Annotated in this window: 17 protein-coding genes; 9 read left to right on the forward strand and 8 right to left on the reverse strand. The window is 71.3% G+C overall.

Annotation, left to right across the window (positions count from 1 at the left end):
• Positions 1-584 precede the first annotated feature (584 nt).
• From AB0F52_RS44455 to pdxA, 4 genes are read right to left on the reverse strand one after another with little or no spacing between them, the layout of a single operon-like run.
• Entirely contained in the window at positions 585-5,255 is a 4,671-nt protein-coding gene (locus tag AB0F52_RS44455; protein WP_360184309.1) for a DEAD/DEAH box helicase, read from the reverse strand.
• Positions 5,248-6,036 (reverse strand): DeoR/GlpR family DNA-binding transcription regulator, encoded by a 789-nt coding sequence (locus AB0F52_RS44460; RefSeq protein WP_360184312.1) that lies wholly within the window; start codon positions 6,034-6,036, stop codon positions 5,248-5,250. Before AB0F52_RS44460 ends, AB0F52_RS44455 begins: the two co-directional genes overlap by 8 nt.
• Complete coding sequence (locus AB0F52_RS44465) at positions 6,008-7,348, reverse strand: MFS transporter (RefSeq protein ID WP_360184315.1); 1,341 nt, start codon at positions 7,346-7,348, stop codon at positions 6,008-6,010. The genes AB0F52_RS44460 and AB0F52_RS44465 overlap by 29 nt, the downstream gene beginning before the upstream one ends.
• Positions 7,345-8,373 carry a 4-hydroxythreonine-4-phosphate dehydrogenase PdxA gene (gene pdxA, locus AB0F52_RS44470; RefSeq protein WP_360184318.1) on the reverse strand — a complete coding sequence of 343 codons (1,029 nt, stop codon included), beginning with the start codon at positions 8,371-8,373 and terminating at the stop codon, positions 7,345-7,347. The genes AB0F52_RS44465 and pdxA overlap by 4 nt, the downstream gene beginning before the upstream one ends.
• Before the next feature lie 297 nt (positions 8,374-8,670).
• Here pdxA and AB0F52_RS44475 point away from each other — a divergent pair, with 297 nt between their 5' ends.
• The 5 genes from AB0F52_RS44475 to AB0F52_RS44495 all read left to right on the forward strand — a co-directional run bounded on the left by AB0F52_RS44475 (position 8,671) and on the right by AB0F52_RS44495 (position 13,104).
• Positions 8,671-10,518, forward strand: coding sequence for an Hsp70 family protein (locus tag AB0F52_RS44475; RefSeq protein ID WP_360184321.1), 1,848 nt, complete (start codon positions 8,671-8,673; stop codon positions 10,516-10,518).
• A gap of 44 nt (positions 10,519-10,562) precedes the next feature.
• Positions 10,563-10,757: a DUF3046 domain-containing protein gene (locus AB0F52_RS44480; RefSeq protein WP_103339609.1), complete on the forward strand. Its 195-nt coding sequence runs from the start codon at positions 10,563-10,565 to the stop codon at positions 10,755-10,757.
• A 237-nt stretch (positions 10,758-10,994) separates the two neighbouring features.
• Positions 10,995-12,038 (forward strand): recombinase RecA, encoded by a 1,044-nt coding sequence (recA, locus tag AB0F52_RS44485; protein WP_360184325.1) that lies wholly within the window; start codon positions 10,995-10,997, stop codon positions 12,036-12,038.
• Positions 12,039-12,361: 323 nt separating this feature from the next.
• Positions 12,362-12,889 carry a regulatory protein RecX gene (locus AB0F52_RS44490; RefSeq protein WP_103339576.1) on the forward strand — a complete coding sequence of 176 codons (528 nt, stop codon included), beginning with the start codon at positions 12,362-12,364 and terminating at the stop codon, positions 12,887-12,889.
• On the forward strand, positions 12,889-13,104 hold the full coding sequence (locus AB0F52_RS44495) for a hypothetical protein (protein WP_360184328.1): 216 nt from the start codon (positions 12,889-12,891) through the stop codon (positions 13,102-13,104). The genes AB0F52_RS44490 and AB0F52_RS44495 overlap by 1 nt, the downstream gene beginning before the upstream one ends.
• Before the next feature lie 12 nt (positions 13,105-13,116).
• Here the strand turns inward: AB0F52_RS44495 and AB0F52_RS44500 are convergent, their stop codons facing one another.
• The 4 genes from AB0F52_RS44500 to edd form a co-directional block, all read right to left on the reverse strand.
• Positions 13,117-14,370 (reverse strand): MFS transporter, encoded by a 1,254-nt coding sequence (locus AB0F52_RS44500; RefSeq protein ID WP_360184331.1) that lies wholly within the window; start codon positions 14,368-14,370, stop codon positions 13,117-13,119.
• A gap of 22 nt (positions 14,371-14,392) precedes the next feature.
• The gene (locus AB0F52_RS44505; protein ID WP_360184333.1) at positions 14,393-16,360 is read right to left on the reverse strand and encodes a PEP/pyruvate-binding domain-containing protein; all 1,968 of its coding nucleotides are present in this window, start codon (positions 16,358-16,360) and stop codon (positions 14,393-14,395) included.
• A gap of 214 nt (positions 16,361-16,574) precedes the next feature.
• Positions 16,575-17,180: a bifunctional 4-hydroxy-2-oxoglutarate aldolase/2-dehydro-3-deoxy-phosphogluconate aldolase gene (gene eda, locus AB0F52_RS44510; RefSeq protein ID WP_360184336.1), complete on the reverse strand. Its 606-nt coding sequence runs from the start codon at positions 17,178-17,180 to the stop codon at positions 16,575-16,577.
• On the reverse strand, positions 17,177-19,060 hold the full coding sequence (gene edd / locus AB0F52_RS44515) for a phosphogluconate dehydratase (protein ID WP_360184338.1): 1,884 nt from the start codon (positions 19,058-19,060) through the stop codon (positions 17,177-17,179). Before edd ends, eda begins: the two co-directional genes overlap by 4 nt.
• Before the next feature lie 234 nt (positions 19,061-19,294).
• Here edd and AB0F52_RS44520 point away from each other — a divergent pair, with 234 nt between their 5' ends.
• The 4 genes from AB0F52_RS44520 (at position 19,295) to AB0F52_RS44535 (ending at position 23,136) form a co-directional block, all read left to right on the forward strand.
• Entirely contained in the window at positions 19,295-19,582 is a 288-nt protein-coding gene (locus tag AB0F52_RS44520) for a hypothetical protein (protein ID WP_003054488.1), read from the forward strand.
• The gene (locus AB0F52_RS44525; RefSeq protein WP_360184341.1) at positions 19,579-20,403 is read left to right on the forward strand and encodes a hypothetical protein; all 825 of its coding nucleotides are present in this window, start codon (positions 19,579-19,581) and stop codon (positions 20,401-20,403) included. Before AB0F52_RS44520 ends, AB0F52_RS44525 begins: the two co-directional genes overlap by 4 nt.
• 67 nt (positions 20,404-20,470) lie before the next feature.
• The gene (locus AB0F52_RS44530; RefSeq protein ID WP_360184344.1) at positions 20,471-22,387 is read left to right on the forward strand and encodes a fumarate reductase/succinate dehydrogenase flavoprotein subunit; all 1,917 of its coding nucleotides are present in this window, start codon (positions 20,471-20,473) and stop codon (positions 22,385-22,387) included.
• Positions 22,384-23,136, forward strand: coding sequence for a succinate dehydrogenase/fumarate reductase iron-sulfur subunit (locus tag AB0F52_RS44535; RefSeq protein ID WP_360184347.1), 753 nt, complete (start codon positions 22,384-22,386; stop codon positions 23,134-23,136). Before AB0F52_RS44530 ends, AB0F52_RS44535 begins: the two co-directional genes overlap by 4 nt.
• Positions 23,137-23,186: the final 50 nt, after the last annotated feature.

Raw genomic sequence — 23,186 nt, forward strand, 5'->3', positions numbered from 1 at the left:
GACGGCCGAAGAGGACGCGGCGGCGAATCGGCGCTGATGGGCGGGTGAGGGGATGGCCTACGCCGGGCTGCCGGGGCTGCGGGGTTGGAGTGCGTGCAGCGGATCGGTTCCGGCGGCGAGGCGGGAGGTGCGGGTGAACTGCCCGGCCCGGCGGCCCGACCCGGCTGGCGACTCGGTCCCCGACTGCGACCGACTCTGCGGTCGGTGAGCCGGTTCCTCTGCTGGGGGGCCGGGTCCGCGGCTGGCTATCCGAGCACGCAGCCAGCGACCGAGCGTGCGGTTGGCGAGCGACTCGCGTCCCGGTGACCGAGCTCGCGGCCGACGACCGAGCGTGCGGTTGGCGATCCGACTCTGCGGCCGCTGACCAGGTTCCCGGCCGGCGATCAAACCTGCGGCCGCGACCCGGCCCCGCAGTCGGCGACCCTGCCCGCGGCCGGCTGCCCAGCCTCGATCGGCGACCCCGGCTGTCGTGGGCCGGGAGGCCGCGACCGGATGGGCCGGCGAGCACGTCCGGCCCCGGACCGGGGACCTGGCCCGGCCGGGAAATCCTTGTGGCTCCCGGCCCTGGCTTGCCCTGCCGGGCCTCAGGCTCGTAGCCGCAGGCCGGAGGGGGTGGCTCGGAAGCCTGCCTCCTGTAGCACCTCCGCCAGTTCCGAGGTCAGTGCTTGCTCGCCGTCCGCGCGTTGGACCGACAACTGGCCCAGCCAGCCCTCGCGGACCGCTGCCGACAGGGCCTGGGCTGCCTCCGACAACGGCTGGCGCTCCTCCGTGAAACTCAGCAGGGACCGGCCTCCTCTCTCCACGTACAGGGCCGGAACCCCGTCGACCAGGACTGCCAGTGCGCCGGCCTTGCGGGCGGGGCGGTGCTTCGTGTCGCCCGTTGCCGCCGGCCAGGGGAGGGCCGCGCCGTACGGCTGGGCCGGGTCCGCCGCGGCCAGGACCACCGGCCGGCCCGGTGCCGGGCGGCCCGGGCCCGACAGGGCACGCAAGCGGTCCACCGCGCCCTTCGCCGCGAACTGGGCCGCTCCGAGGCCCTCCACCACGTAACCGCGGATCACCTGGCCCGTGTCCTCCATGCCGCGGAGGACCTTGTAGATCCCGGAGAACCCGCCCGTGACGCGCTCGGTGTCGAGCGCGCCGCGGGTCAGGACGCCGTGGCGCTCCAGGAACGCCTCCGTCCTCGCGTGCGCCCGGCGGGTCGCGTCGGTTTCGCGGGGTGGGGTCAGCGCCCACCGGCCCGCGACCGTCGGCGGTCCGGATCGCGAGGGCATCTGTGGCCGCCCCGCCCGCAGCCGTGCGTAGCGGCCGCGGGGGGCCTGGCGCCGGGGCTTGTGGGCGCCGTGTCCGGCGACCTGGGCCCGCAACGGCCCCAGCGTGTCGCCCGTGACCAGGCCCGCCCAGACCAGGTCCCACAGCGCCGCCACGACTTCGGCGTCGTTCGGGGCCTTGTCCACCAGGACCGTCGCGCGGTCCACCAGCTGGCGGAAGAACAGCGCGCCACCCTCCAAAGTGGACAGGATGGCGTCGTGCAGCGGGCCGGTCGGGATGTCCTCGACGACTTCGGGCAGCAGCAGGTCGGCCACGTCGGCCGGGGCCAGGGCGATCCAGCCGTCGCCGCCGGAGAGCGCGCCGCAGCCCGCCCACGTGACCTCGCCCGCGGTCGTCAACTCGTCCAGCAGCGCGGGGGAGTAGCCCGGCAGCCGCCCGGGCAGGATCAGCGACTCCACCGCGCTCGCCGGCAACGGTGCCCCGGCGAGCTGCTCCACCACCGACAGCACGTCGTCCGCCGTCGGGGCGGCCCGGACGCGGCCGCCGAACCCGTGCCACGCGGGCAGGAACCGGCCCAGCGCCGCCGGTTCGACCGGCTCGACTTCGGCTCGCAGCTTCGCCAGCGACGCCCGCCGCAGCCGGCGCAACACGGCCGAATCGCAGTACTCGACCCCGACGCCGTGGGTTTCCGGATGGCCGACCGGGCTCAGCTCGCCGCGCACCAAGCGGCCTTCCCCGGTCATCCGGTCGAGCACGCCGGTGACGACCGCGGTGCCGAGCCCGAACCGCGCGGCCGCGTCCGCCGCGGCGAACGGGCCGCGGCCGCGGGCGTACCGCGACAACAGGTCCCCGAGCGGGTCCGCCACCGGCTCGGTGAACGCCTCGGGCACGCCCACCGGCAGCGCGGTGCCCAGCGCGTCACGCACCCGGCCGGCGTCCTCGATCGCCAGGAACCGTTCCGAGCCGCCGATCCGCACCCGGATCGCCCGCCGTGCCGCTTCCAGCTCGGTGAGCCACTCGGGCTGGATTCCGCGCTCGGCGGCGTCCTCGACGGTGAGGTCGCCGAGGAACCGCAGCAGGTCGGCGGCGTCCTCGGCCGAGCGCGCGTGGCGCTCGGGGTCGAGCCGCTGCAGCGACCGTTCCACCTCGGCGACGGCTTCGGGATCCAGCAGTTCCCGGATCGCCTCGGTGCCCAGGAGCTCGGCCAGCAGCCCCGAATCCAGCGACAGCGCCGCCGCCCGCCGCTCGGCGAGCGGCGCGTCGGTCTCGTACAGGAACATCCCGATGTAGCCGAACAGCAGACTGCGCGCGAACGGTGACGCGGCCGGCGTTTCGACCTCCACCAGCCGGACCTTGCGGGCCCGGACGTCGGCCATCAGCTCGCGCAGGCCGCTGACGTCGTAGACGTCCTGCAGGACCTCCCGCATCGCCTCCAGCACGACCGGGAACCGCTCGTACTTCGCCGCGACCGACAGCAGCTGCGACGCGCGTTGCCGTTGCTGCCACAGCGGAGTCCGGCGCCGCGGGTCCCGGCGGGGCAGCAGCAACGACCGGGCCGCGCACTCCCGGAACCGCGCCGCGAACACGGCCGAGCCGCCGACCTCGGCGACGATCAGCTGCTCGACCTCCTCGGGGTCGAGCAGCACGTCGTCCGCGCCGATGGTCACCTCGCCGCCTTCGGCGTCGAGAGCGTCCGGCAGCCGCAGGACGATGCCGTCGTCGGAGTGCGCCACCTGCGCGTCCACCCCGCGGTTTTCCCGCAGCCGCGCGGCGATCGCGAGGGCCCACGGCGCGTTCACCTGCGCGCCGAACGGCGAGTGCACGACGATCCGCCAGTCGCCGAGCTCGTCGCGGTAGCGCTCCAGCAGGATCGTCCGGTCGTTCGGGACGTGCCGGGTGGCGGCCTTCTGCTCGGTCAGGTAGGCGAGGAGGTTGTCGCACGCCCGCTCGTCCAGCCCGGCCGCCCGGGCCCGCTCGCGCGCCTTGGTATCGTCCGAAGTGGACAGTTCGCGGACGAACTTCCCCAGTGCCCGGCCGAGTTCCAGCGGGCGGCCCGGCGCATCGCCTTTCCAGAACGGCATCCGCGCCGGTTCGCCCGGCGCCGGCACCACGATGACGCGGTCGTGCGTGATGTCGGTGATCCGCCACGACGACGTGCCGAGCAGGATGGTGTCGCCGACGCGCGACTCGTACACCATCTCTTCGTCGAACTCGCCGACGCGCGAACCGGGTTTGTCGTCCGCGCCCGGGGTCATGACGGTGAACAGGCCGCGGTCGGGGATGGTGCCGCCCGACGTGACGGCCAGCCGCTGCGAGCCGGGCCGCCCGCGCAGCTCGCCGCCGATGCGGTCCCAGGTGATCCGCGCCCGCAGCTCGCCGAACTCCTCGCTCGGGTAACGGCCCGCGAGCATGTCGAGCACCGCGTGCAGGGCGTCGTCCGGCAGCGCGGCGAAGGGGGCCGCTCGCCGCACCAGCGACGCGAGGTCCGGCACCGTCCACGGTTCCAGCGCCACCATGGCGACGACGTGCTGCGCCAGGACGTCCAGCGGGTTGCGCGGGTAGCGGACCGCCTCGATCGCCCCGCTCGCCATCCGCTCCGCGACGACCGCGCAGGAGACGAGGTCGCCGCGGAACTTCGGGAACATCACCCCGGACGAGACCGCGCCGACCTGGTGCCCCGCCCGGCCGACCCGCTGCAGCCCGGACGCCACCGTCGGCGGCGCTTCGATCTGCACCACGAGGTCGACCGCGCCCATGTCGATGCCCAGCTCCAGCGACGACGTCGCCACCACGCACGGCAGCTGCCCGGACTTGAGCGCCTCTTCGACGTGCGTGCGCTGCTCCCGCGACATCGATCCGTGGTGGGCCCGGGCGATCACCGGCGCTGCGCCGGTGCTCACGCCGGACTGCCCGACGGCTTCCGCCGGGAACGCGTCGGCCGGGGTGAGCTCGGTCTGCTCGACGGCCAGCTCGTTGAGCCGGGCGGTGAGCCGCTCGGTGAGCCGGCGCGAGTTGGCGAAGACGATGGTCGAGCGGTGCGCGCGGATCAGGCTCAGCACCCGCTCCTCGACCGCCGGCCAGATCGACGGCCGCTGCACGGGGTTGCCGGCCATCTCCTCCAGCGTGCCCAGGCCGCCCGGGGCGATCTCCCCCGGTGGGAACGCCTCGGTCAGCGACTCCAGTGATTCCAGCGCGTCGAGCGGGCTCGGCGCCGGCCCGCTGCGCGGCGCGTCGAGGTTGCCCATGTCCTCCACCGGGACCTCGACGCGGACCTCGATGGTCTTCGCCAGCTTCGGCTGGACCACGCGCACCGGACGGCCACCGGCCAGGAACGCGCTCACCTCGTCGACCGGGCGGACCGTCGCCGACAGGCCGATCCGCTGCGCCGGCTTCGGCAGCAGCGCGTCCAGCCGCTCCAGCGAGAGCGCGAGGTGCGCGCCGCGCTTGCCGCCGGCGACCGCGTGCACCTCGTCGACGATCACGGTCTCGACGCCGCGCAGCGACTCCCGCGCCGACGACGTGAGGATGAGGAACAGCGACTCCGGCGTGGTCACCAGCACGTCCGGCGGGGTCTTGCCGAACGCGCGGCGCTCGGCCGCGGTGGTGTCGCCGGTGCGCATGCCCACTTCGATCCCGGGCACCGGCAGCCCGAGCCGGCGGCTGGCCTGTGAGATGCCGGCGAGCGGGGCCCGCAGGTTCCGCTGGACGTCGACCGCCAGGGCCTTCAGCGGCGAGACGTAGAGGATCCGGCAGCGTTTCGTCGCTTCCGCCGGTGGCGGCTCCACCGAGAGCCTGTCCAGCGCCCAGAGGAACGCGGACAGTGTCTTGCCGGACCCGGTGGGCGCGACGACGAGGGCGTGCTCACCCGCGTGCGCGGCCCGCCAGGCCCCTTCCTGCGCCGCGGTGGGCGCGGCGAAGGCCCCGGCGAACCAGTCGCGGGTCGCGGGGGAGAAGAGGTCGAGAACGTCAGCTGCCACGTCATTCATGATGCGCGGCACCACCGACAATTTCGGGACCGCCCGCCAGGATCACGCTCTGGGCGAACTGGGGGAACATCACGTCCACCCGCGGCTCGTCGGTGATCAGCCGGTACTCGCGGTCCAGCGGCGTCCAGTAGGAAAAAGGGGCCTGGTCCAGCTTGGAGTGGTCGGCCAGCACGTAGGCTTCCGCGCCCGCGTGGAGCATCGCGTGCTTGACCACGGACTGTTCCAGTGACGGGCAGCACAGCCCGCGCCCGGCCACGACGCCGTCGGCACCCAGAAACACCCGGTCGGGTGAAATGTGTCGCAGCTGCGCCAGCACGCTCTCGCCGAGGATCGCCTCGCCGGGGTGCCGGAGCCGGCCGCCGAGGACGATGAGGTCGATCCCGGAGAAGCCCGCGAGCTCGCGGATCGCCGTGACGCCGTTGGTCACCACGGTCAGCCCCTCGCGGTGGGCGAGGTGGCGGGCGAGCCTGCCGGTGGTCGTGCCCGCGTCGAGCAGCACCACCTCGCCGTCCCGGACGAGCGCGGCGGCCTCCCGGGCGATGGCGTCCTTGGCCGCCGCGTGCTCCCGGTCCTTCTCGAGGGGACTGCGTTCGTTGTCGAGTGCGCCACCGTAGGTGCGGACGACGTGCCCGGCGCCGGCGAGCGAGGCGAGGTCGCGGCGGATCGTCGACTCGGAGACGCCGAACTCTTCGGCCAGTTCCGCGATGCCGCCGGAGCCGTCGCGGACGGCCTCCAGGAGCATCGCGCGCCGGTCACGGGTGCCTGGTCGCGGCTGAGGCATGCGCCGAGCCTTCCACAGTCACGGGTTTCAGCCCGAAGAACGCCAGCCCGGCGGCCACGGCGAGGAACGCGGCCAAGACGACGAACCCGGTGGTCGTGGTACCGGTGACGTCGGTCAGCCAGCCGACCAGGTAGGGACCGGCGAAGCCGCCGAGGTTGCCCAGCGCGTTGATCAGCCCCATCGCCACGGCGACCACTTCGATGCCGAGGACCCGGCTGGGGATCGCCCAGAACGGCCCGTACGGCATGTAGACGCCGGTCGCCACGACGCAGAGCAGCCCCAGCTGCACGGCCGCCGGCCAGCGCCCGAGGTTGCCCAGCAGCAGCCCGCCGATCGCGACGAGCAGCGGCACCGTGACCGCGAGCCGCCGGTTGCCGGTCCGGTCGGACCAGTGTGCGCACGCCACCATCCCGGCCAGCGCCAGCACGTACGGCACGGCCGACAGGAAGCCGACGGAGGTGGCCGAGCCACCGGTCATCGTCTTCACGACCGACGGCAACCACAGGCTGAAGCCGTAGAAGCCGGTGATCCAGAAGAAGTAGATGCCGACCAGCAGCAGCACCTGGCGGTTCGCCAGGGCCTGCCGGTACCCCGCTTTTCGGGGGTCCGGGTGGCGAAGCCCCCGGCTCGAGGCGAAGCCTCGGTTGTCACAGCCCTCCTTGGCGAACGCCGGCTTCGCGTCTTCTTCGGCCTTCAGGGTCGTTTCGAGGTACTCGCGTTCTTCCGCGGAGATCCAGCGGGCCTGCGCCGGCCGGTCGGCGACCGCGAACCACCAGACGACCGCCCACACCAGTGGCGGCAGTCCCTGCAGGACGAACACCCAGCGCCAGGACATGTGGTCGAGCATGAACCCGGACAGCGGTGACATGAGGATCGCCGAGATCGGCAGGCACGTCATCCACAGCGCGTTCGCCCGCGCGCGTTCCGCCTGCGGGAACCAGGACGCCAGCAGGATCAGCACCGCGGGCCACACCCCGCCCTCGAACAGCCCGAGCAGCAGCCGGGCCAGGTGCAGCTGGGTTTCGTTCCGCACCAGCCCGCAGAGCACCGCCGCGAACGCCCAGGCGATCATCAGGATCAGCACGGTCTTGCGGGCGCTCCACTTCGCCGCCAGCACCGCCGCGGGGATCTGCAGCACCAGGTAGCCGACGAAGAAGATGCCGCTCGCCAGCCCTTTCGCGCCGGCCGACAACGGGAAGTCGTCGCCGATGTAGGGCAGGATCACCGCGACGTTCGTGCGGTCGAGGTAGGCCAGCATGTACATGACCACCGCGACCGGGATGACGTACGCCCAGCGCTTGCGGGGGATCACCGGAGGGTCGGCGGGTAGATGACCGGCAGCTTCCGCGCGTACGGCGCCAGGGTGGCCGCGGCCTTGAACGCCGCCCGCATGGTGCCGTGCGACGCCCGGCCGGTGCCGGCGATGTCGAACGCCGTGCCGTGGTCGACCGACGTGCGCAGGATCGGCAGGCCGACCGTCACCGACACCGTGCCGTCGAAGTCGTAGGTCTTCGACGCGATGTGCCCCTGGTCGTGGTAGAGCGAGAGCACCCCGTCGAACCGGCCCTGGATCCCTTGGTGGAACACGGAATCCGCGGGGATCGGGCCGACCACGTCGAGCCCGGCCACCCGCGCGGCGGCGACCGCCGGGGCGATCGCGATGATCTCCTCGTCGCCGAACTTGCCGTTCTCCCCGCCGTGCGGGTTGAGCGCCGCCACGGCCAGTCTCGGTTTCTCCGTGCCGAACACTTCCAGCGCGGTGTACGCCTCCCGGATCGCGTGCTCGATGTTCTCCCGGGTGATCTGGTTGATCGCCTCGCGCAGCGAAAGGTGCCGGGTGGCGAAGAAGATCTTCAGCCCGGAGACCCAGAACATCGTGTTGAACCGGGTCGACCCGGTCAGCTCGCCGAGCATCTCGGTGTGCCCGAGGTGCTGCGAGCCCGCCGCCCAGATGGCTTCCTTGTTGATCGGCGCGGTCACCACCGCGTCGACCTCGCCGGCCAGCGCCAGCCGGGTGGCGACCTCGATCGCCCCCACCGCCGCGGCGCCCGCGGTCGCGTTCACCTCGCCCCACGGCAGGTCTTCGGTGACCACGCCGAGGTTGAGCACGTCGATCACGCCGGTGGTGAAGCGCGCGTCGGCGACCGTGGCGATCGGGTTGATCTCCAGGTGCAGGCCCAGGTGCCGGACCAGGCGTTCCAGCACGATCGCGTCGCCCACCGCCACCCCGTGCGCCATCTGCAGGGCTTCGGGCTCGGCGAGGGTCTTCAGGGCGATCTCCGGGCCGATGCCCACGGGGTCGCCGAGGGTGACGGCGAGGATGGGGAGGGCGCTCACGAGGTGTTCCTTCCGGTGGCCGGGATGTGGTTCAGGTGTTCCGGGCAGGGCGCTTCCGAACCGCCTGCATGGCGTGTGGTGGTGAGGCGTGCCGGGTACCCACGTTCACCGGCACCGGACCCTCCCTTGCTGCGCGATCTGCGCAATCGAGTTGACCGAACTGTGCAACTATCGTGCACCTTGATCGGCGCCCGCGTCAAGGAGCAGTGACTTTCCCGGGTCCGCACGCACGGTGACCGCGCGCATGGCAGCATCACGCGGGCGCCGTCGGGGCGTGTTTTCGCGAAGGGGAGTGCTGTGCGGATCCTGTCCGTGGACCTCGGGACGTCCAACACCGTCGCCGTGCTTTCGGCGCACGGGCGGCCGCCCCGGGTCGTCGAGGTGGACGGCTCGGCCAACATGCCCTCGGCGGTCTTCGCCACCGAAGAGGGCACGATCATGGTCGGCCGCGACGCCGAGCGCCGCGCCCGGCTCGACCCGACCCGCTTCGAGCCGAACCCCAAGCGCCGCATCGACGAGCAGACCCTGCTGCTCGGCACCGACGTCGTCCCGGTCACCGACGCGCTGGCCGCCATCCTGCGCCGCGTGCTCGAGGAGACCTCCCGCCAGCTCGGCGGCGAGCAGCCCGACGAGGTCCGGCTGACCCACCCCGCGCAGTGGGGGCAGCCGCGCCGCAACGTGCTGATGTCCGCCGCCCGGCTCGCCGGGATGGGCCCGAACATCCTGCTGGTGCCCGAGCCGGTCGCCGCCGCGGCGCACTTCGCGTCGTTCCCCGGCAAGTCGCTCGCGCCCGGCCAGGCCCTCGCCGTCTACGACCTCGGCGCGGGCACCTTCGACGTCGCGGTCGTCGGCGCCACGCAGAACGGGTTCACCGTGCTCGCCGAGGACGGCCTGCCCGACCTCGGCGGCCTCGACGTCGACCAGGCGCTGATGGTGCACGTCGGACGCGAGGTCTCGCACTCCGACCCGCAGCACTGGCAGCGCCTGCTGCGCCCGGAGTCCACCGCCGACCGGCGCACCCGGCGCGCGCTGCAGGAGGACGTCAAAGCGGCCAAGGAGGCGCTGTCGCGGCACCCGCAGACCGAGGTGCCGATGCCCGAGCCGTTCAAGGACGTCCTCGTCACGCGCGGTGAGCTGGAAGGCCTGGTCCGCCCGGCGATGCTGCGCAGCGTCGAACTGCTGTCGCGGACGCTGCGGTCGTCCGGGCTGACCCCGGACCGGCTGGCCGGCATCTACCTCGTCGGCGGGTCGAGCCGGCTGCCGCTGGTCGGCGCGATGATCGCGGAGAAGCTCGGTGTCGTGCCCGGCAGCCTCGACCAGCCGGAGACCGCCGTCGCGCTCGGCGCGCAGCACGTGGCCCGCGACGGGTTGTCCGTGCGCACCCAGAACGTCGAAGGGGCGGTGGCCGCGGGTGCGCCGCCGCGCCGCCCGCAGTACGCGCCGCCGCCTCCGCCGCCGCAGTACCCGGGTTACGCGCCGTCGAACTTCCCGCCGAGCGGCCCGCAGCCGGTGCCGTCGAACTTCCCGGCGTACTCGCCCGCGCCCGACAAGGCCGAGCCGAAGCCCGGCGGGAAGAAGAAGCTGCTGATCGGGATCGCGGCCGCGGTCGTCGTGGCGCTCGCGGTGGGCCTGACGGTGTTCCTCACGTCGTCGTCCTCGGTGACGACCTACACCGCGGACCAGTGCAAGACGCCGGGGCAGACGGACGACAAGGGCTTCACGGGGTGCCTGCGCCAGCTCGCCGGGAAGATCGCCGACACCGGGGACTGCAAGCGGGGCATGGGCAACGGCCCGGCGGCGCCGGCGCAGAGCCTGGGGGCCGCCTCGACCTGCTCCGCGCCGGGCCGGGCGGGCACGCAGGTGACCTACGTCCACGGCGACAGCGCCGACGCGCTCAAGCGGTACACCGACGGCCTGCTCGCCTCGGCGGGCGGCGACCGCACCGAGGCCGACTGGGGCGGCAACGGGCTCAAGGGGCACTACGCGTCGGCCGCGGGGAAGACGTCGGCGGTGCTCGTGTTCACGGTCTCGGACCGGCCGCTGGCCGGGTTCATCTACCAGCTGAACACGAGTGACCAGGCGGCCGCGACCACGCCCGGCACGCTGGCCGACTACTTCGAGGCGAGCGTCCAGCCGGGCCGGTAGCCGGCGCGAACGGGCCGTTCGCGCCGCCGGTTAGAGTGGGTCCGATGCGGATCACGGTTTTCCGGCGGCTGATGGCCGACGAGTTCGGCCCCGGGCGGGCCCAGGTGCTGGCCAGCGACCACGTCCTGAGCGGGCTCGGCGGCCGCACCGTCGACCAGGCGCTGACCGCCGGAATCCCGGCCAAGGAGATCTGGCGCGAGGTCTGCAACGCCTTCGACGTCCCCGCCGAAAGGCGCTGACCTGCGCGGATGCGCCCGGACCTGACCCGGGCGGGCGAAAACCCTACCGCAAGGGTGTGTCGCTGCCGACCTCGAACAGGTGTTCGTCTATGGTGTTGTCCACATCGGGTCCAGCGATCCACAGATTGGGCGCCGCGCCTGGAATTGTCGGTCCCCGCCGCTAGCGTCGGACCGGACAGCTGAAGAACCGACACAGAGAGCCCTCGACGGGGCTCAGACCAGCGAGGTGGACTTTCCATGCCTGCAGCACCCGACAAGGACAAGGCGCTCGAGCTCGCGCTCGCGCAGATCGACAAGCAGTACGGCAAGGGCTCGGTCATGCGCCTGGGCGAGGACACCCGGCCGCCCATCGCCGTGATCCCCACCGGCTCGATCGCCCTCGACGTCGCACTCGGCATCGGCGGCCTGCCCCGGGGCCGGGTCATCGAGGTCTACGGGCCGGAATCCTCCGGTAAGACCACGGTCGCCCTGCACGCGGTGGCGAACGCGCAGCGCAACGGCGGCATCGCGGCGTTCATCGACGCGGAGCACGCGCTGGACCCGGACTACGCCCAGAAGCTCGGCGTCGACACCGACGCGCTGCTCGTCTCCCAGCCGGACACCGGTGAGCAGGCCCTGGAGATCGCGGACATGCTGATCCGCTCCGGCGCGCTCGACATCCTGGTCATCGACTCCGTGGCCGCGCTCGTGCCCCGCGCCGAGATCGAGGGCGAGATGGGTGACTCGCACGTCGGCCTCCAGGCCCGGCTGATGAGCCAGGCACTGCGCAAGATGACCGGTGCGATGAACAACTCCGGCACCACCGCGATCTTCATCAACCAGCTGCGCGAGAAGATCGGCGTCATGTTCGGCTCCCCGGAGACCACCACCGGCGGCAAGGCGCTGAAGTTCTACGCGTCGGTCCGCCTGGACGTGCGCCGCATCGAGACGATGAAGGACGGCGGCGAGGCGGTCGGCAACCGCACCCGCGTCAAGGTCGTCAAGAACAAGATGGCCCCGCCCTTCAAGCAGGCCGAGTTCGACATCCTGTACGGCCACGGCATCTCCCGCGAGGGTTCGCTCATCGACATGGGGGTCGAACAGGGCATCCTGCGCAAGTCCGGTGCCTGGTACACCTACGAGGGCGACCAGCTCGGCCAGGGCAAGGAGAACGCGCGGAAGTTCATGCGCGACAACCCGGACATCGCCAACGAGATCGAGAAGCGGATCAAGGAGAAGCTCGGCATCGGCCCGCAGCTCGACGCGGCAGTCGAGGCCGTCCCGGCGCCGGTCGACTTCTAAAGCCGGAGAGGCTGCGGGATTGGGTGCTGCGGGATTGGGTGAGGTGTGCTCGCGGAGTGCGCTCGCCCTTATCCCTCCGCCGTGTCTTCCGGGGGTCGAACCCCCGGACCCCCGCCAGGGGGCGAGCCCCCTGGACCCCCGCCGTGGTTGCCTTGGGTGGTGACGTGCGGTTTTGAGGCCCGCGGTGGTTGCCTTGGGTGGTGACGTGCGGTCTTGGCGGGGTGCGGCTTGGGGTGGCGTGCGGGCTGGGGCTATGCGGACCCAGGCTCGGGGTGTGGTTGTCGTGAGAACGAGGAGTGATCCAGGTGGCTAGGGCGCCCAAGGTGCCGCCGGCCGAGCTGCCTCCGGAGGAGCGGTACAAGAAGGCCAAGGAGATCTGCTTCGATCTTCTGGCCGTGCGTGCGCGCACCCAGGAGGAGCTCCGGCAGGCGTTGCGCCGCAAGGGGTTCGACGAGGAGACCAGCGAAACCCTGCTCGGCAAGCTCGACCGGGCGGGGCTGGTCAACGACGCGGAGTTCGCCGAGCTGTGGGTGAAGTCCCGCCACACCACCCAGGGCCTGTCCCGCACCGCGCTGGTGGCCGAGCTGCGGCGCAAGGGCGTCGACGGCGAGGTCGCCGCGCAAGCGGCCGGCGAGGTCGACCGCGAGTCCGAGGAACAGATGGCCAGGGAACTGGTCCGCAAGCGCCTCGGCTCGCTCGGCAACGTCGACGAACAGACCGCCCTGCGGCGGCTGCTCGGCTTCCTCGCGCGCAAGGGCTACCCGCAAGGCCTGGCCTACACCGTGATCAGGGAGGAACTCCGCGAGTACGGCGCGGAGTCCACCCTGCTCGACGACGCCGTCATCGACTGATGGCGGACAGCTGGCCCGTCGAGCACTTCTCGCGGAGCAACCCGGCAGGCCCGGGCCAGGGGGACGTGGCAGCTCTGCTGCGCCGGGTCGCCGACACCCTCGACGAACTCGGCGACGTCCAGGTGCAGGACGTCGTCTTCGGCAGCGAAGTCACCGGGGGCGAAGACGACCTGCACATGACGGTGTACTTCCACCGGGAGCCGCGCCGGCGGTAACGGGTCCGGACGTCACGCCGACACCGTCTCCCGCCGGACCGGGCGGCGGCGGTCCGAGCGGTGCTTGCGGACCGCCAGCAGCAGCACCGCGAGCAACCCCATCGCGACGCACGTCACCACGGCCGTCAGCACCAGGAACTCGTTCAGCTGCCCGGCCGCCAGGTACGCGCCCAGTGCCACCGCGACCAGCGCGCACACCGCCCGGTCCACAATGGACTCCATGGACAGGAGGGTCGCGCGGTACCGGGAATCCGGGATGGAGTCGTTCAGCAGCTGCTTCTGGACCGGGAACGCGATCCCCGTCGCCACCGCGAACACGCACAACAACACCACCGCCGGGAAAGTGCCGACGAACACGATCACCCCGAGGCACAACGCCATCACGATCGTCAGCGTGAACACCGAACCCACCGGGCCGATCGCCCGGCGGAGCCGGTGGGGGCGGGCCGCGCCCAGCGCCTCGAAGACCGTCATGGCGGCCAGGACCGCGCCGAACCAGTTCACCGAGAGCGCCTTCGACTCCAGGATCGGCTGGAACAGGTTCACCTGGCAGATCCGCACCAGCGTGAACATCGCGACGCCCTGCACCATCAGCAGCACCAGCCACCGGCACGAACGCAGCGCCGACAGCGCGCCGCCGACTCCCGCGAGCAGCGAGGCCGTCTTGCCGGTCACGCGGCGGCCACCGGGGATCGGCGGGAGCTTGCACGCGAAGACGAGTGCGATGCCCGCGTTGATCGCCGTCAGCCAGTACGGAGAGGGGAGGCTCCAGGACATCAGCAGCCCGATCACCGGCCAGAACACGATCTTGCCGACCAGGCTGTACGCGCGGCCGACACCCTCCACGCGGAGGTAGTGCTCCCCGGCGCCGGAAGCGTGCAGGTACTCGTACAGGTACGCACTCTGCGCGCCGGACACCAGCGAACGGGCCAGGGCGATCAGCACGAAGTGCACCAGGAACCCCGGGTACGAGCCCAGGAACACCGGCACCAGGTTCGCCGCCACCAGCACGCCGGCGCCCGCCGCCAGCGAGGTGCGGTAGTCGAAGCGGTCGGCGATCATCCCCGTCGGGATCTCGAGCAGGCAGAACACGATGTAGTAAATGCTCTGGATGCCGAAGATCTCGCCGTCGGAGAGCCCGGCGAGCTTCTGGTACGAGTAGAAGATCGGCACCCACAGCAGCAGGCCGAAGAAGAACTGGAACCCGTAGGTCAGCCGGACGGCGCGCTGAACGGCGGGTTGCGCGGGCAGGCGAAGGCCCAGCATGATCGTGTGTCTCCCGGGAAGGTCAGACCGAATAGGGGCGCAGCTGCACGAGGTGGAGGTGCTCGCCGTCGGCGAGCCACTCGACGTCCACCGGTGAGTCGAAGGTGTAATCGGGTGAGAAGTGGCCCTGCAGCAGGCGGCCGGCGACGGCGAGCCGCTGCAGCCGGGCGTGTGCGGCTTCGTCGAGGTCCGCGGGCGCGTCGCCCAGGGACAGCGTGCGGCCGCCGCCCTCGACCGTCGAATACAGGTACTGCATCGGCAGCGCCGAACCGTCGACGACGTCCGTCACGCGAGGCGACACGTTGACGTAGACCGTGCGGAAGTCCGCGCGGTTCATCGGGTTCGTCGTCACCAGCACCCCGCCGAAGTCCGCCCCGACCTGCTCCTGGATCACGACGCCCATGTAGCACTCGTCGAGGGAGATCCCGGCCTGCTGCCGCAGCCGGACGCTGCGCACGGAAACCAGCGACGCCCAGACCTCCTTGACACTGGCGAAGATCCGCTCGGCCGTGGTGACGTGGTTGTGCGACTCGTAGATCCCGGCGGCCGAGAACCCGGCGAGGTCCTCGGCGTTCGACGAACTGCGCACGACGAACGCGCGCACGCCGGCCAGCTGCGACACCAGCGCGGAGTCGATTTCGCCGGCGAGCGCCCCCGGCAGGCGCGCCGACCGGATCAGGCCCTGCAGCTCGACGCACAGCGGCTCGATCTCGCGCGCGTCCAGTTCCAGGGCCATCTTCAGCTTCCCGATGGCCTGCTGGATCCGCGGCGACGACTCCAGGAACCGCCGTTGCAGCGAGAACGGCAGGGCGATGCCGCGCGGCACGCGGACGTGCTCGTCGAGCAGCCGCCGGGCCGCGGCCGAAAGGTCGGCGTCAGCGGGAACATCCAGCAGCCGGGCCAGGTACGGCAGCAGGTTGTCCCGCGGCGGCCGCGGCACCTGGTAGAAGCCGAGCAGCCGCTGCGACCCGTGGGCCAGCACGTGGTGCAGCTCGCCGAGGTTGGCCGCTTTGGTGCCGTAGCGGTGCCGGTCGGACGCGCGGAGCCGGGCGAGGTTCGCGATCGGGCTGTGCTCGGCCTCCGGCTGCTCCAGGGTGACGCGCTGGGCGTACCAGGCCGGCGGGGCGGCGTCGGCCGGCTCGTCGACCTCCCGCAGGGACAGCGCCTGCGTGTCCACTGTGTACTCGACCCACTTCCCGTCGAGCCCGCGGCGTTCGACCTCGGCCAGGGCGCCGAGCTGGACGGCGTTCGGGATCTGCCAGCCGGTGGCGAGGACGTTGGTGTGCGACAACGGCGTTGTGTGCCGGGTGTTGACGATCCCCGCCAGCCGCGGGATGTCGTCGGGCACGCGGTCCATCACGATGATGTCGGTCCAGTCCAGCGTGGCGGCCCGGTACTCGGCCTCGGTGCGGAACGCGCGCAGCCGCCCGGTGGCCGTGCCCGGGTTCAGCGGCACGAACGGCGCCGTGGAGAACAGCTCGTGCGCGAAGACCCGGGGCAGCTCGCTCGCCGGGATCTCCCGGACGACCCGCTCCTGCAGCTGGTTGGCCGGCTTGAACAGCAGCGGCAGCGACGGGTCGGTGTACTGCGCGACGAAGGCGTGGAACTCGCGGATCAGCCCGGCCGGCATGGTGTCGACCTCGACCGTCTCCAGCGAAAGCATCTGCGGGTGCAGCGCGAGAATGCCGAGGAGGAACCGGCGGTCCGGCGCATGGTAGAAGGCCTCGTTGTACGAGTCGATCTCGGCGCGCACGCGTTCTTCTCCGACGCCGAGGATCTCTTCGCCGATATAGATCGCATGAAAGGAATGCCGCGCGTGATTCAGAAAGTGGATCTTCGCCTGCTCGCGGTCGACCACGACCTTGACGAAGGAATAGCCGCCGAGAGTGCCGCCGAGCTGGTGAAGTGCGGACACCGAAAGGCGTTCGCCGACGAGTGCGGCAACGGTCTCGGGGGCAGGACTGGGCGCGACCACGCTGGTCAGGGACACGGATTCTCCTCGCTGGAATAGCGAAGAGGAACGATAACAGGCGGGTAAATAACCCACCAGAGCGGCGGATGGGCCATTCAGCGGGACGGTGTTGGTTTCCATGACCGGCGCCACACCCGCTCGGAGCACCGTTCCAGCGCGTGGGAACGGTGCTCCCGGAATGCGGACGCGTATTCCGCCGTTCGAGTGCGGGAACGACGCGGAGTGATCTCCGCTACAGCGCGGCGGCCTCCGCGGCCAGCTTCTCGATCGTCGCGACGTCGAGCGAGGCCGTCAGCCACGAGCCGCCGATGCACCCGACGTTCGGCAGCGCCAGGTACGACGGCGCCGAGGCCACGGTGATCCCGCCGGTCGGGCAGAACTTGAGCGACGGCAGCGGACCCGCGATCGACTTCAGGTACGCGACGCCGCCGGACGCCTCCGCCGGGAAGAACTTCAGCGCCGACAGCCCGCGTTCGGCCAGCCGCATCGCCTCGGACACCGTGCTCGCGCCGGGCAGGAACGGCAGCCCGGACTCGAAGCACGCGTCGACGACGGCGTCCGTGCAGCCCGGCGTCACGAGGAACTGCGCGCCCGCGTCGGCCGCCTGCTTCGCCTGGTCCGGCGAGACGACGGTGCCCGCGCCGATGACGATGTCCGGCACCTCGGCGGCGACGCGCTCGATCGCCGACAACGCCGCCGGGGTGCGCAGGGTCAGCTCGATGACCCCGATCCCGCCGGCGAGCAGGGCCCGGGCCGTGGGCACCGCGTCGTCGGCGTCGTCGATCACCACGACGGGCATCACGGGGGACAGCTCGAGCAGGTCCTGACCGGTGGTCACTGACCGACCTCCTGGGTTGCGAAAGCGGGCGTTCCGAAGTGCTCCGGAGTCAAGCCACCGAACACGGATGCGCCCTGGTCGGCGGGGCCGACGGCACGGCGCAGCGCGGCGAACAGCTCTCGGCCGGTGCCGGTCCAGGATGCTTCGGACGGCGGCGAGTCCACAAGCTCACGCCGGGCGAGTTCTTCGTCACCGACCAGCACGTCGAGCGAGCCCGCGGAAGCGTCGAGCCGGATGACGTCGCCGTCCGCGACGCGGGCGATCAGGCCGCCCGCGGCCGCCTCCGGCGTCACCTGGATCGCGGCCGGGATCTTGCCCGACGCACCCGACATCCGGCCGTCGGTGAGCAGCGCCACCGCGTGCCCGCGATCCATCAGCACACCCAGCGCCGGGGTCAAGCCGTGCAGCTCCGGCATGCCGTTGGCCCGCGGGCCCTGCTGCCGGATCACCACGACGACATCGCGGTTCAGCTCGCCGGCCTCGAACGCGGCTGTGAAGCCTTCCTGCGTGGTGAACACCCGCGCCGGTGCCTGCACCACCCGGTGCTCGGGCGCCACGGCGGACACCTTGACCACCGCGCGGCCGAGGTTGCCCTCGACCATCCGCAGCCCGCCGTCCGCGGCGAAGGGCCGCCACGCCGGGCGCAGCACCTCTTCGTCGAGGCTGCGCGTGGGCACGTCCCGCCAGACCAGCTCGCCGTCGGACAGGATCGGCTCGGCGCGGTAGCGGTGCAGCCCGAACCCGGCCACCGTGTGGACGTCTTCGTGCAGCAGCCCGGCGTCGAGCAGCGTGCCGACGAGGAACTGGATGCCGCCGGCGGCGTGGAAGTGGTTGATGTCGGCGCTGCCGTTCGGGTAGACCCGCGCCAGCAGCGGCACGACGGCCGAGAGGTCGGAGAAGTCGTCCCAGGTCAGCTGGATGCCCGCGGCCGCGGCGATCGCGACCAGGTGCATCGTGTGGTTGGTCGACCCGCCCGTGGCCAGCAGCGCGATGACGCCGTTGACGAACGCCTTCTCGTCGAGGATCCGCGAGACCGGCGTGTACTCCTCGCCGCGCGAAATGGCGACGATCCGCCGGCCGGCCTCCTCGGTCAGCGCGCGGCGCAAAGAAGAACCCGGCTGGACGAAGCTGGCGCCGGGCAGGTGCAGGCCCATCACCTCGACGACCATCTGGTTGGAGTTGGCGGTGCCGTAGAAGGTGCAGGTGCCGGCTGAGTGGTACGACGCCGCTTCGGCGTCGAGGAGGTCTTCGCGGGTCGCCAGGCCCTCGGCGTACAGCTGCCGGACGCGCGCCTTCTCCTTGTTCGGCAGCCCGGAGTTCATCGGCCCCGCGGGCACCAGCAGCGCCGGGAGGTGGCCGAACGACAGCGCACCGATCAGCAGGCCGGGCACGATCTTGTCGCACACCCCGAGCAGCAGCGCGGCGTCGAACATGTCGTGCGACAGCGCGATCGCCGTCGACATCGCGATGACTTCGCGGCTGAACAGCGACAGCTCCATGCCCGCGCGGCCCTGCGTGATGCCGTCGCACATGGCCGGGACGCCCCCGGCGAACTGGGCGACGCCGCCGGCGGAGCGCACGGACTTCTTCAGCCACGCCGGGTATTCCTGCATCGGCTGGTGCGCCGACAGCATGTCGTTGTAGGACGACACGATCGCGACACCGGGGGCGCGCGCGGCCCGCAGCGCTGCCTTGTCGACGCCGTCCATCGCGGCGAAACCGTGGGCGAGGTTGCTGCAGGCGAGGCCGCGGCGGACCGGGCCTTCGGCGTACGAGGCGGCCGTGCGGTCGAGGTAGGCCGTGCGCGTGGCGGCGCTGCGCGCGGCGATACGGGCGGTGACTTCGGCGATGACGGGGTGCAACGATGGGGTCGGGCTCATGTCCGGCTCCGGATCACTGGTGTGGGGTGGTCCGCGGGACGGCAGCGCTGACGCCTCAGGGTCGTGACCCTGGCCACACTACCTCGGGAAAACGCCGAATCAAAATCGATTCAGAAGATCGACCCGCGTGACCCCGATCACCTCTGGAACCGTTAGTGTGCTAGTTGTCACACTGCACGACGCGTGGCAAAGCCTTCGCCGGTTCCCTGCCAGCCCCACCACACGGGAGGCATGATGTCCACCTCCGAGATCGCCGAGCTGCGGCGAACCATCGGCCAGCTCCGGCAGTGCGTCGGCGCACTGCGCTCTCGCTACGGCGACGCGTCGGCCGTGCGCCGGCTCGCCAACGACGTCGAGCGCCTCGACATCGACACCGCGGACCTCGACGGCGTGCCCCTCGCGGTGCCCGCCCAGGCGAAGGCCGCGGAGCGCGTCCCCGTCCCCGACACCCCCTACGATCCGGCGCTCTGGCACGGCGCCGATGACGAAGGCGTCGGCGGCTACAAGCGCGACCAGCGGTGAGCGCTCCCGCTGACAACGGCGTCGGCACCGGCGTCCGGGCCCCGAAGCGAGCCCGGATCGCCGAGCGCACCCTCCGCACGGACCGGTGGTGGCTCCAGCCGCTGCTGACCGTGCTCGGACTGTCGGCGTTCATCATCTACGCGACGGTCCGGTCGTTCGTGCGCACCGCGTACTGGGTGCCCGACTACCACTACCTGACGCCGTTCTACTCGCCCTGCCTGTCCACCTCCTGCGTCGAGGGCTCGAGCCACTTCGGCCACTGGTTCGGCGACCTGCCGGGGTTCATCCCGCTCGGCTTCGTGGTGCTGCCGTTCCTGCTCGGGTTCCGCCTGACCTGCTACTACTACCGCAAGGCGTACTACCGGTCGGTGTGGTTCTCCCCGCCCGCCTGCGCCGTCGCGGAACCGCACGCCAAGTACACCGGCGAGACGCGGCTGCCGCTGATCATCCAGAACGTCCACCGCTACTTCTTCTACGTCGCGCTGATCGTTTCGCTGGTCAACACCTACGACGCGATCACGGCGTTCCACGGGAAGACCGGCGGGTTCGGCTTCGGGCTGGGCAACATCGTCCTGCTGGCCAACGTGATCCTGCTCTGGGCCTACACGCTTTCCTGCCACTCCTGCCGGCACGTGACGGGCGGCCGGCTGAAGCACTTCTCCAAGCACCCGGTGCGCTACTGGATCTGGACGCAGGTCACGAAGCTCAACACCCGCCACATGACGCTGGCCTGGACGACGCTCGGCACGCTGGTGCTGACCGACTTCTACGTCATGCTCGTGGCCAGCGGCGCGATTTCGGACCTGAGGTTCGTGAACTAGCTTTTTCCCACTCCCGACAGTGTCCTCCCGACGGTGACGTCCCCCAGCTCCGAGGTGGAATTCTTTTATGACCGAGGTCGAACGGCACAGCTACGACGTGGTGGTGATCGGTGCCGGTGGCGCCGGTCTGCGCGCCGTGATCGAAGCCCGCGAACGCGGCTTCCGCGTCGCGGTCGTGTGCAAGTCCCTGTTCGGCAAGGCGCACACGGTGATGGCCGAGGGCGGGTGCGCCGCCTCGATGGGCAACGCGAACTCGAACGACAACTGGCAGGTGCACTTCCGCGACACCATGCGCGGCGGGAAGTTCCTCAACAACTGGCGGATGGCCGAGCTGCACGCCAAGGAGGCACCGGACCGCGTCTGGGAGCTGGAGACCTACGGCGCGCTGTTCGACCGCACCGCCGACGGCCGGATCAGCCAGCGCAACTTCGGCGGGCACACGTACCCGCGGCTGGCGCACGTCGGTGACCGCACCGGGCTCGAGCTCATCCGCACGATGCAGCAGAAGATCGTCTCGCTGCAGCAGGAGGACTTCGCCGAGACCGGGGACTACGAAGCGAAGATCAAGGTCTTCGCCGAGTGCACGGTCACCGAGCTGCTCACCACCGACGGGAAAATCGCCGGCGCGTTCGGCTACTGGCGCGAGAGCGGGCGGTTCATCCTCTTCGAGGCGCCCGCGGTCGTGCTCGCCACCGGCGGCATCGGCAAGTCGTTCAAGGTGACGTCGAACTCGTGGGAGTACACCGGTGACGGCCACGCGCTGGCCCTGCGCGCCGGCGCGAAGCTGATCAACATGGAGTTCGTCCAGTTCCACCCGACCGGGATGGTCTGGCCGCCGAGCGTCAAGGGCATCCTCGTCACCGAGGGCGTCCGCGGTGACGGCGGCGTGCTCAAGAACTCCGACGGCAAGCGGTTCATGTTCGAGTACGTGCCCGAGGTGTTCAAGGGCCAGTACGCCGAAAGCGAAGAAGAAGCCGACCGCTGGTACGCCGACGCGGACAACAACCGGCGCACGCCGGACCTGCTGCCCCGCGACGAGGTGGCCCGCGCGATCAACTCCGAGGTCAAGGAGGGCCGCGGCTCTCCGCACGGCGGCGTCTTCCTCGACATCGCCAGCCGGCTGCCGGCCGAGGAGATCCGCAAGCGGCTGCCGTCGATGTACCACCAGTTCAAGGAGCTGGCGGACGTCGACATCACCGCGGAGCCGATGGAGGTCGGCCCGACCTGCCACTACGTCATGGGTGGCATCGAGGTCGACCCGGACACGGCCGCGGCGAGCGTGCCCGGCCTGTTCGCGGCCGGCGAGTGCTCGGGCGGCATGCACGGCTCCAACCGGCTCGGTGGCAACTCGCTGTCCGACCTGCTGGTGTTCGGCCGCCGCGCCGGGCTCGGCGCGGCGGAGTACGTGCACGGCCTCGACGGCAGGCCCGCCGTCGACGAGTCCGATGTGGACGCCGCGGCGAAGATGGCGCTCGCGCCGTTCGACCCGCCCGCGGGTGCCTCGGCGGAGAACCCGTACACCCTGCACACCGAGCTGCAGCAGTCGATGAACGACCTGGTCGGCATCATCCGCAAGGCGGGCGAGATCGAGCAGGCGCTGACGAAGCTGGCCGAGCTGCGCCAGCGGATCCTGCGAGTCACCGTCGAAGGGCACCGGCAGTTCAACCCCGGCTGGCACCTCGCGATCGACCTGCGCAACATGCTGATGGTCAGCGAGTGCGTCGCGAAGGCGGCGCTGACGCGGACCGAAAGCCGTGGCGGGCACACCCGGGACGACTTCCCGGGCATGGAAGCGGACTGGCGCAACAAGCTCCTCGTGTGCTCGGCTTCCCCGGGCGAGAACCCGGTGGTGCCGGACATCGGCGTCGAGGTGAAGGAGCAGGTGCCGCTGCGGCAGGACCTGCTGGAGCTGTTCGAGTTCGACGAACTCGGGAAGTACTACACCGATGGCGAGCTCGAGGCGCACCCTGGGAGCAAGGCATGACCTACAAGGCGAGTTTCCGCGTCTGGCGCGGCGACGACACCGGCGGCGAGCTGCAGGACTTCACCGTGGAGGTGAACGAGGGCGAAGTCGTCCTCGACATCATCCACCGGCTGCAGGCCACCCAGGCGTCGGACCTCGCCGTGCGGTGGAACTGCAAGGCGGGCAAGTGCGGCTCGTGCTCGGCGGAGATCAACGGCCGCCCGCGCCTGCTGTGCATGACGCGGATGTCGACGTTCACCGAGGACGAGGTGATCACGGTGACGCCGATGCGGACGTTCCCGGTGATCCGCGACCTCGTCACCGACGTGTCGTTCAACTACACGAAGGCGCGCGAGATCCCGTCGTTCACCCCGCCGGCGGACCTGAAGCCGGGCGAGTACCGGATGCAGCAGGTGGACGTCGAGCGCTCGCAGGAGTTCCGCAAGTGCATCGAGTGCTTCCTGTGCCAGAACACCTGCCACGTGGTGCGTGACCACGAGGAGAACAAGGAAGCCTTCGCCGGGCCGCGGTACCTGATGCGCATCGCCGAGCTGGAGATGCACCCGCTGGACGTCGCGGACCGCCGGGACGCGGCCCAGGACGAGCACGGCCTCGGGTACTGCAACATCACGAAGTGCTGTTCCGAGGTGTGCCCGGAGGGGATCCACATCACGGACAACGCGCTGATCCCGATGAAGGAGCGCGTCGCGGACCGCAAGTACGACCCGATCGTGTGGCTGGGCAACAAGCTCTTCCGCCGGGACAAGTAGGGCTTTCTCCTCGACGCTCGCGAACCGCGCCTCAGGCCGGTTCGCGAGCG

The sequence above is a fragment of the Amycolatopsis sp. NPDC024027 genome (assembly GCF_040638975.1).
Lineage (GTDB): Bacteria > Actinomycetota > Actinomycetes > Mycobacteriales > Pseudonocardiaceae > Amycolatopsis.

Excerpts from the sequence above, each read along its gene's own strand:
- AB0F52_RS44500 (WP_360184331.1), bottom strand. The coding sequence starts at position 14,370 with ATGCTGGGCCTTCGCCTGCCCGCGCAACCCGCCGTTCAGCGCGCCGTC.
- AB0F52_RS44520 (WP_003054488.1), top strand. The coding sequence starts at position 19,295 with ATGTCCACCTCCGAGATCGCCGAGCTGCGGCGAACCATCGGCCAGCTC.
- AB0F52_RS44480 (WP_103339609.1), top strand. The coding sequence starts at position 10,563 with ATGCGGATCACGGTTTTCCGGCGGCTGATGGCCGACGAGTTCGGCCCC.
- recA (WP_360184325.1), top strand. The coding sequence starts at position 10,995 with ATGCCTGCAGCACCCGACAAGGACAAGGCGCTCGAGCTCGCGCTCGCG.
- edd (WP_360184338.1), bottom strand. The coding sequence starts at position 19,060 with ATGAGCCCGACCCCATCGTTGCACCCCGTCATCGCCGAAGTCACCGCC.
- AB0F52_RS44460 (WP_360184312.1), bottom strand. The coding sequence starts at position 6,036 with ATGCCTCAGCCGCGACCAGGCACCCGTGACCGGCGCGCGATGCTCCTG.
- AB0F52_RS44455 (WP_360184309.1), bottom strand. The coding sequence starts at position 5,255 with ATGAATGACGTGGCAGCTGACGTTCTCGACCTCTTCTCCCCCGCGACC.
- AB0F52_RS44530 (WP_360184344.1), top strand. The coding sequence starts at position 20,471 with ATGACCGAGGTCGAACGGCACAGCTACGACGTGGTGGTGATCGGTGCC.
- AB0F52_RS44535 (WP_360184347.1), top strand. The coding sequence starts at position 22,384 with ATGACCTACAAGGCGAGTTTCCGCGTCTGGCGCGGCGACGACACCGGC.
- AB0F52_RS44495 (WP_360184328.1), top strand. The coding sequence starts at position 12,889 with ATGGCGGACAGCTGGCCCGTCGAGCACTTCTCGCGGAGCAACCCGGCA.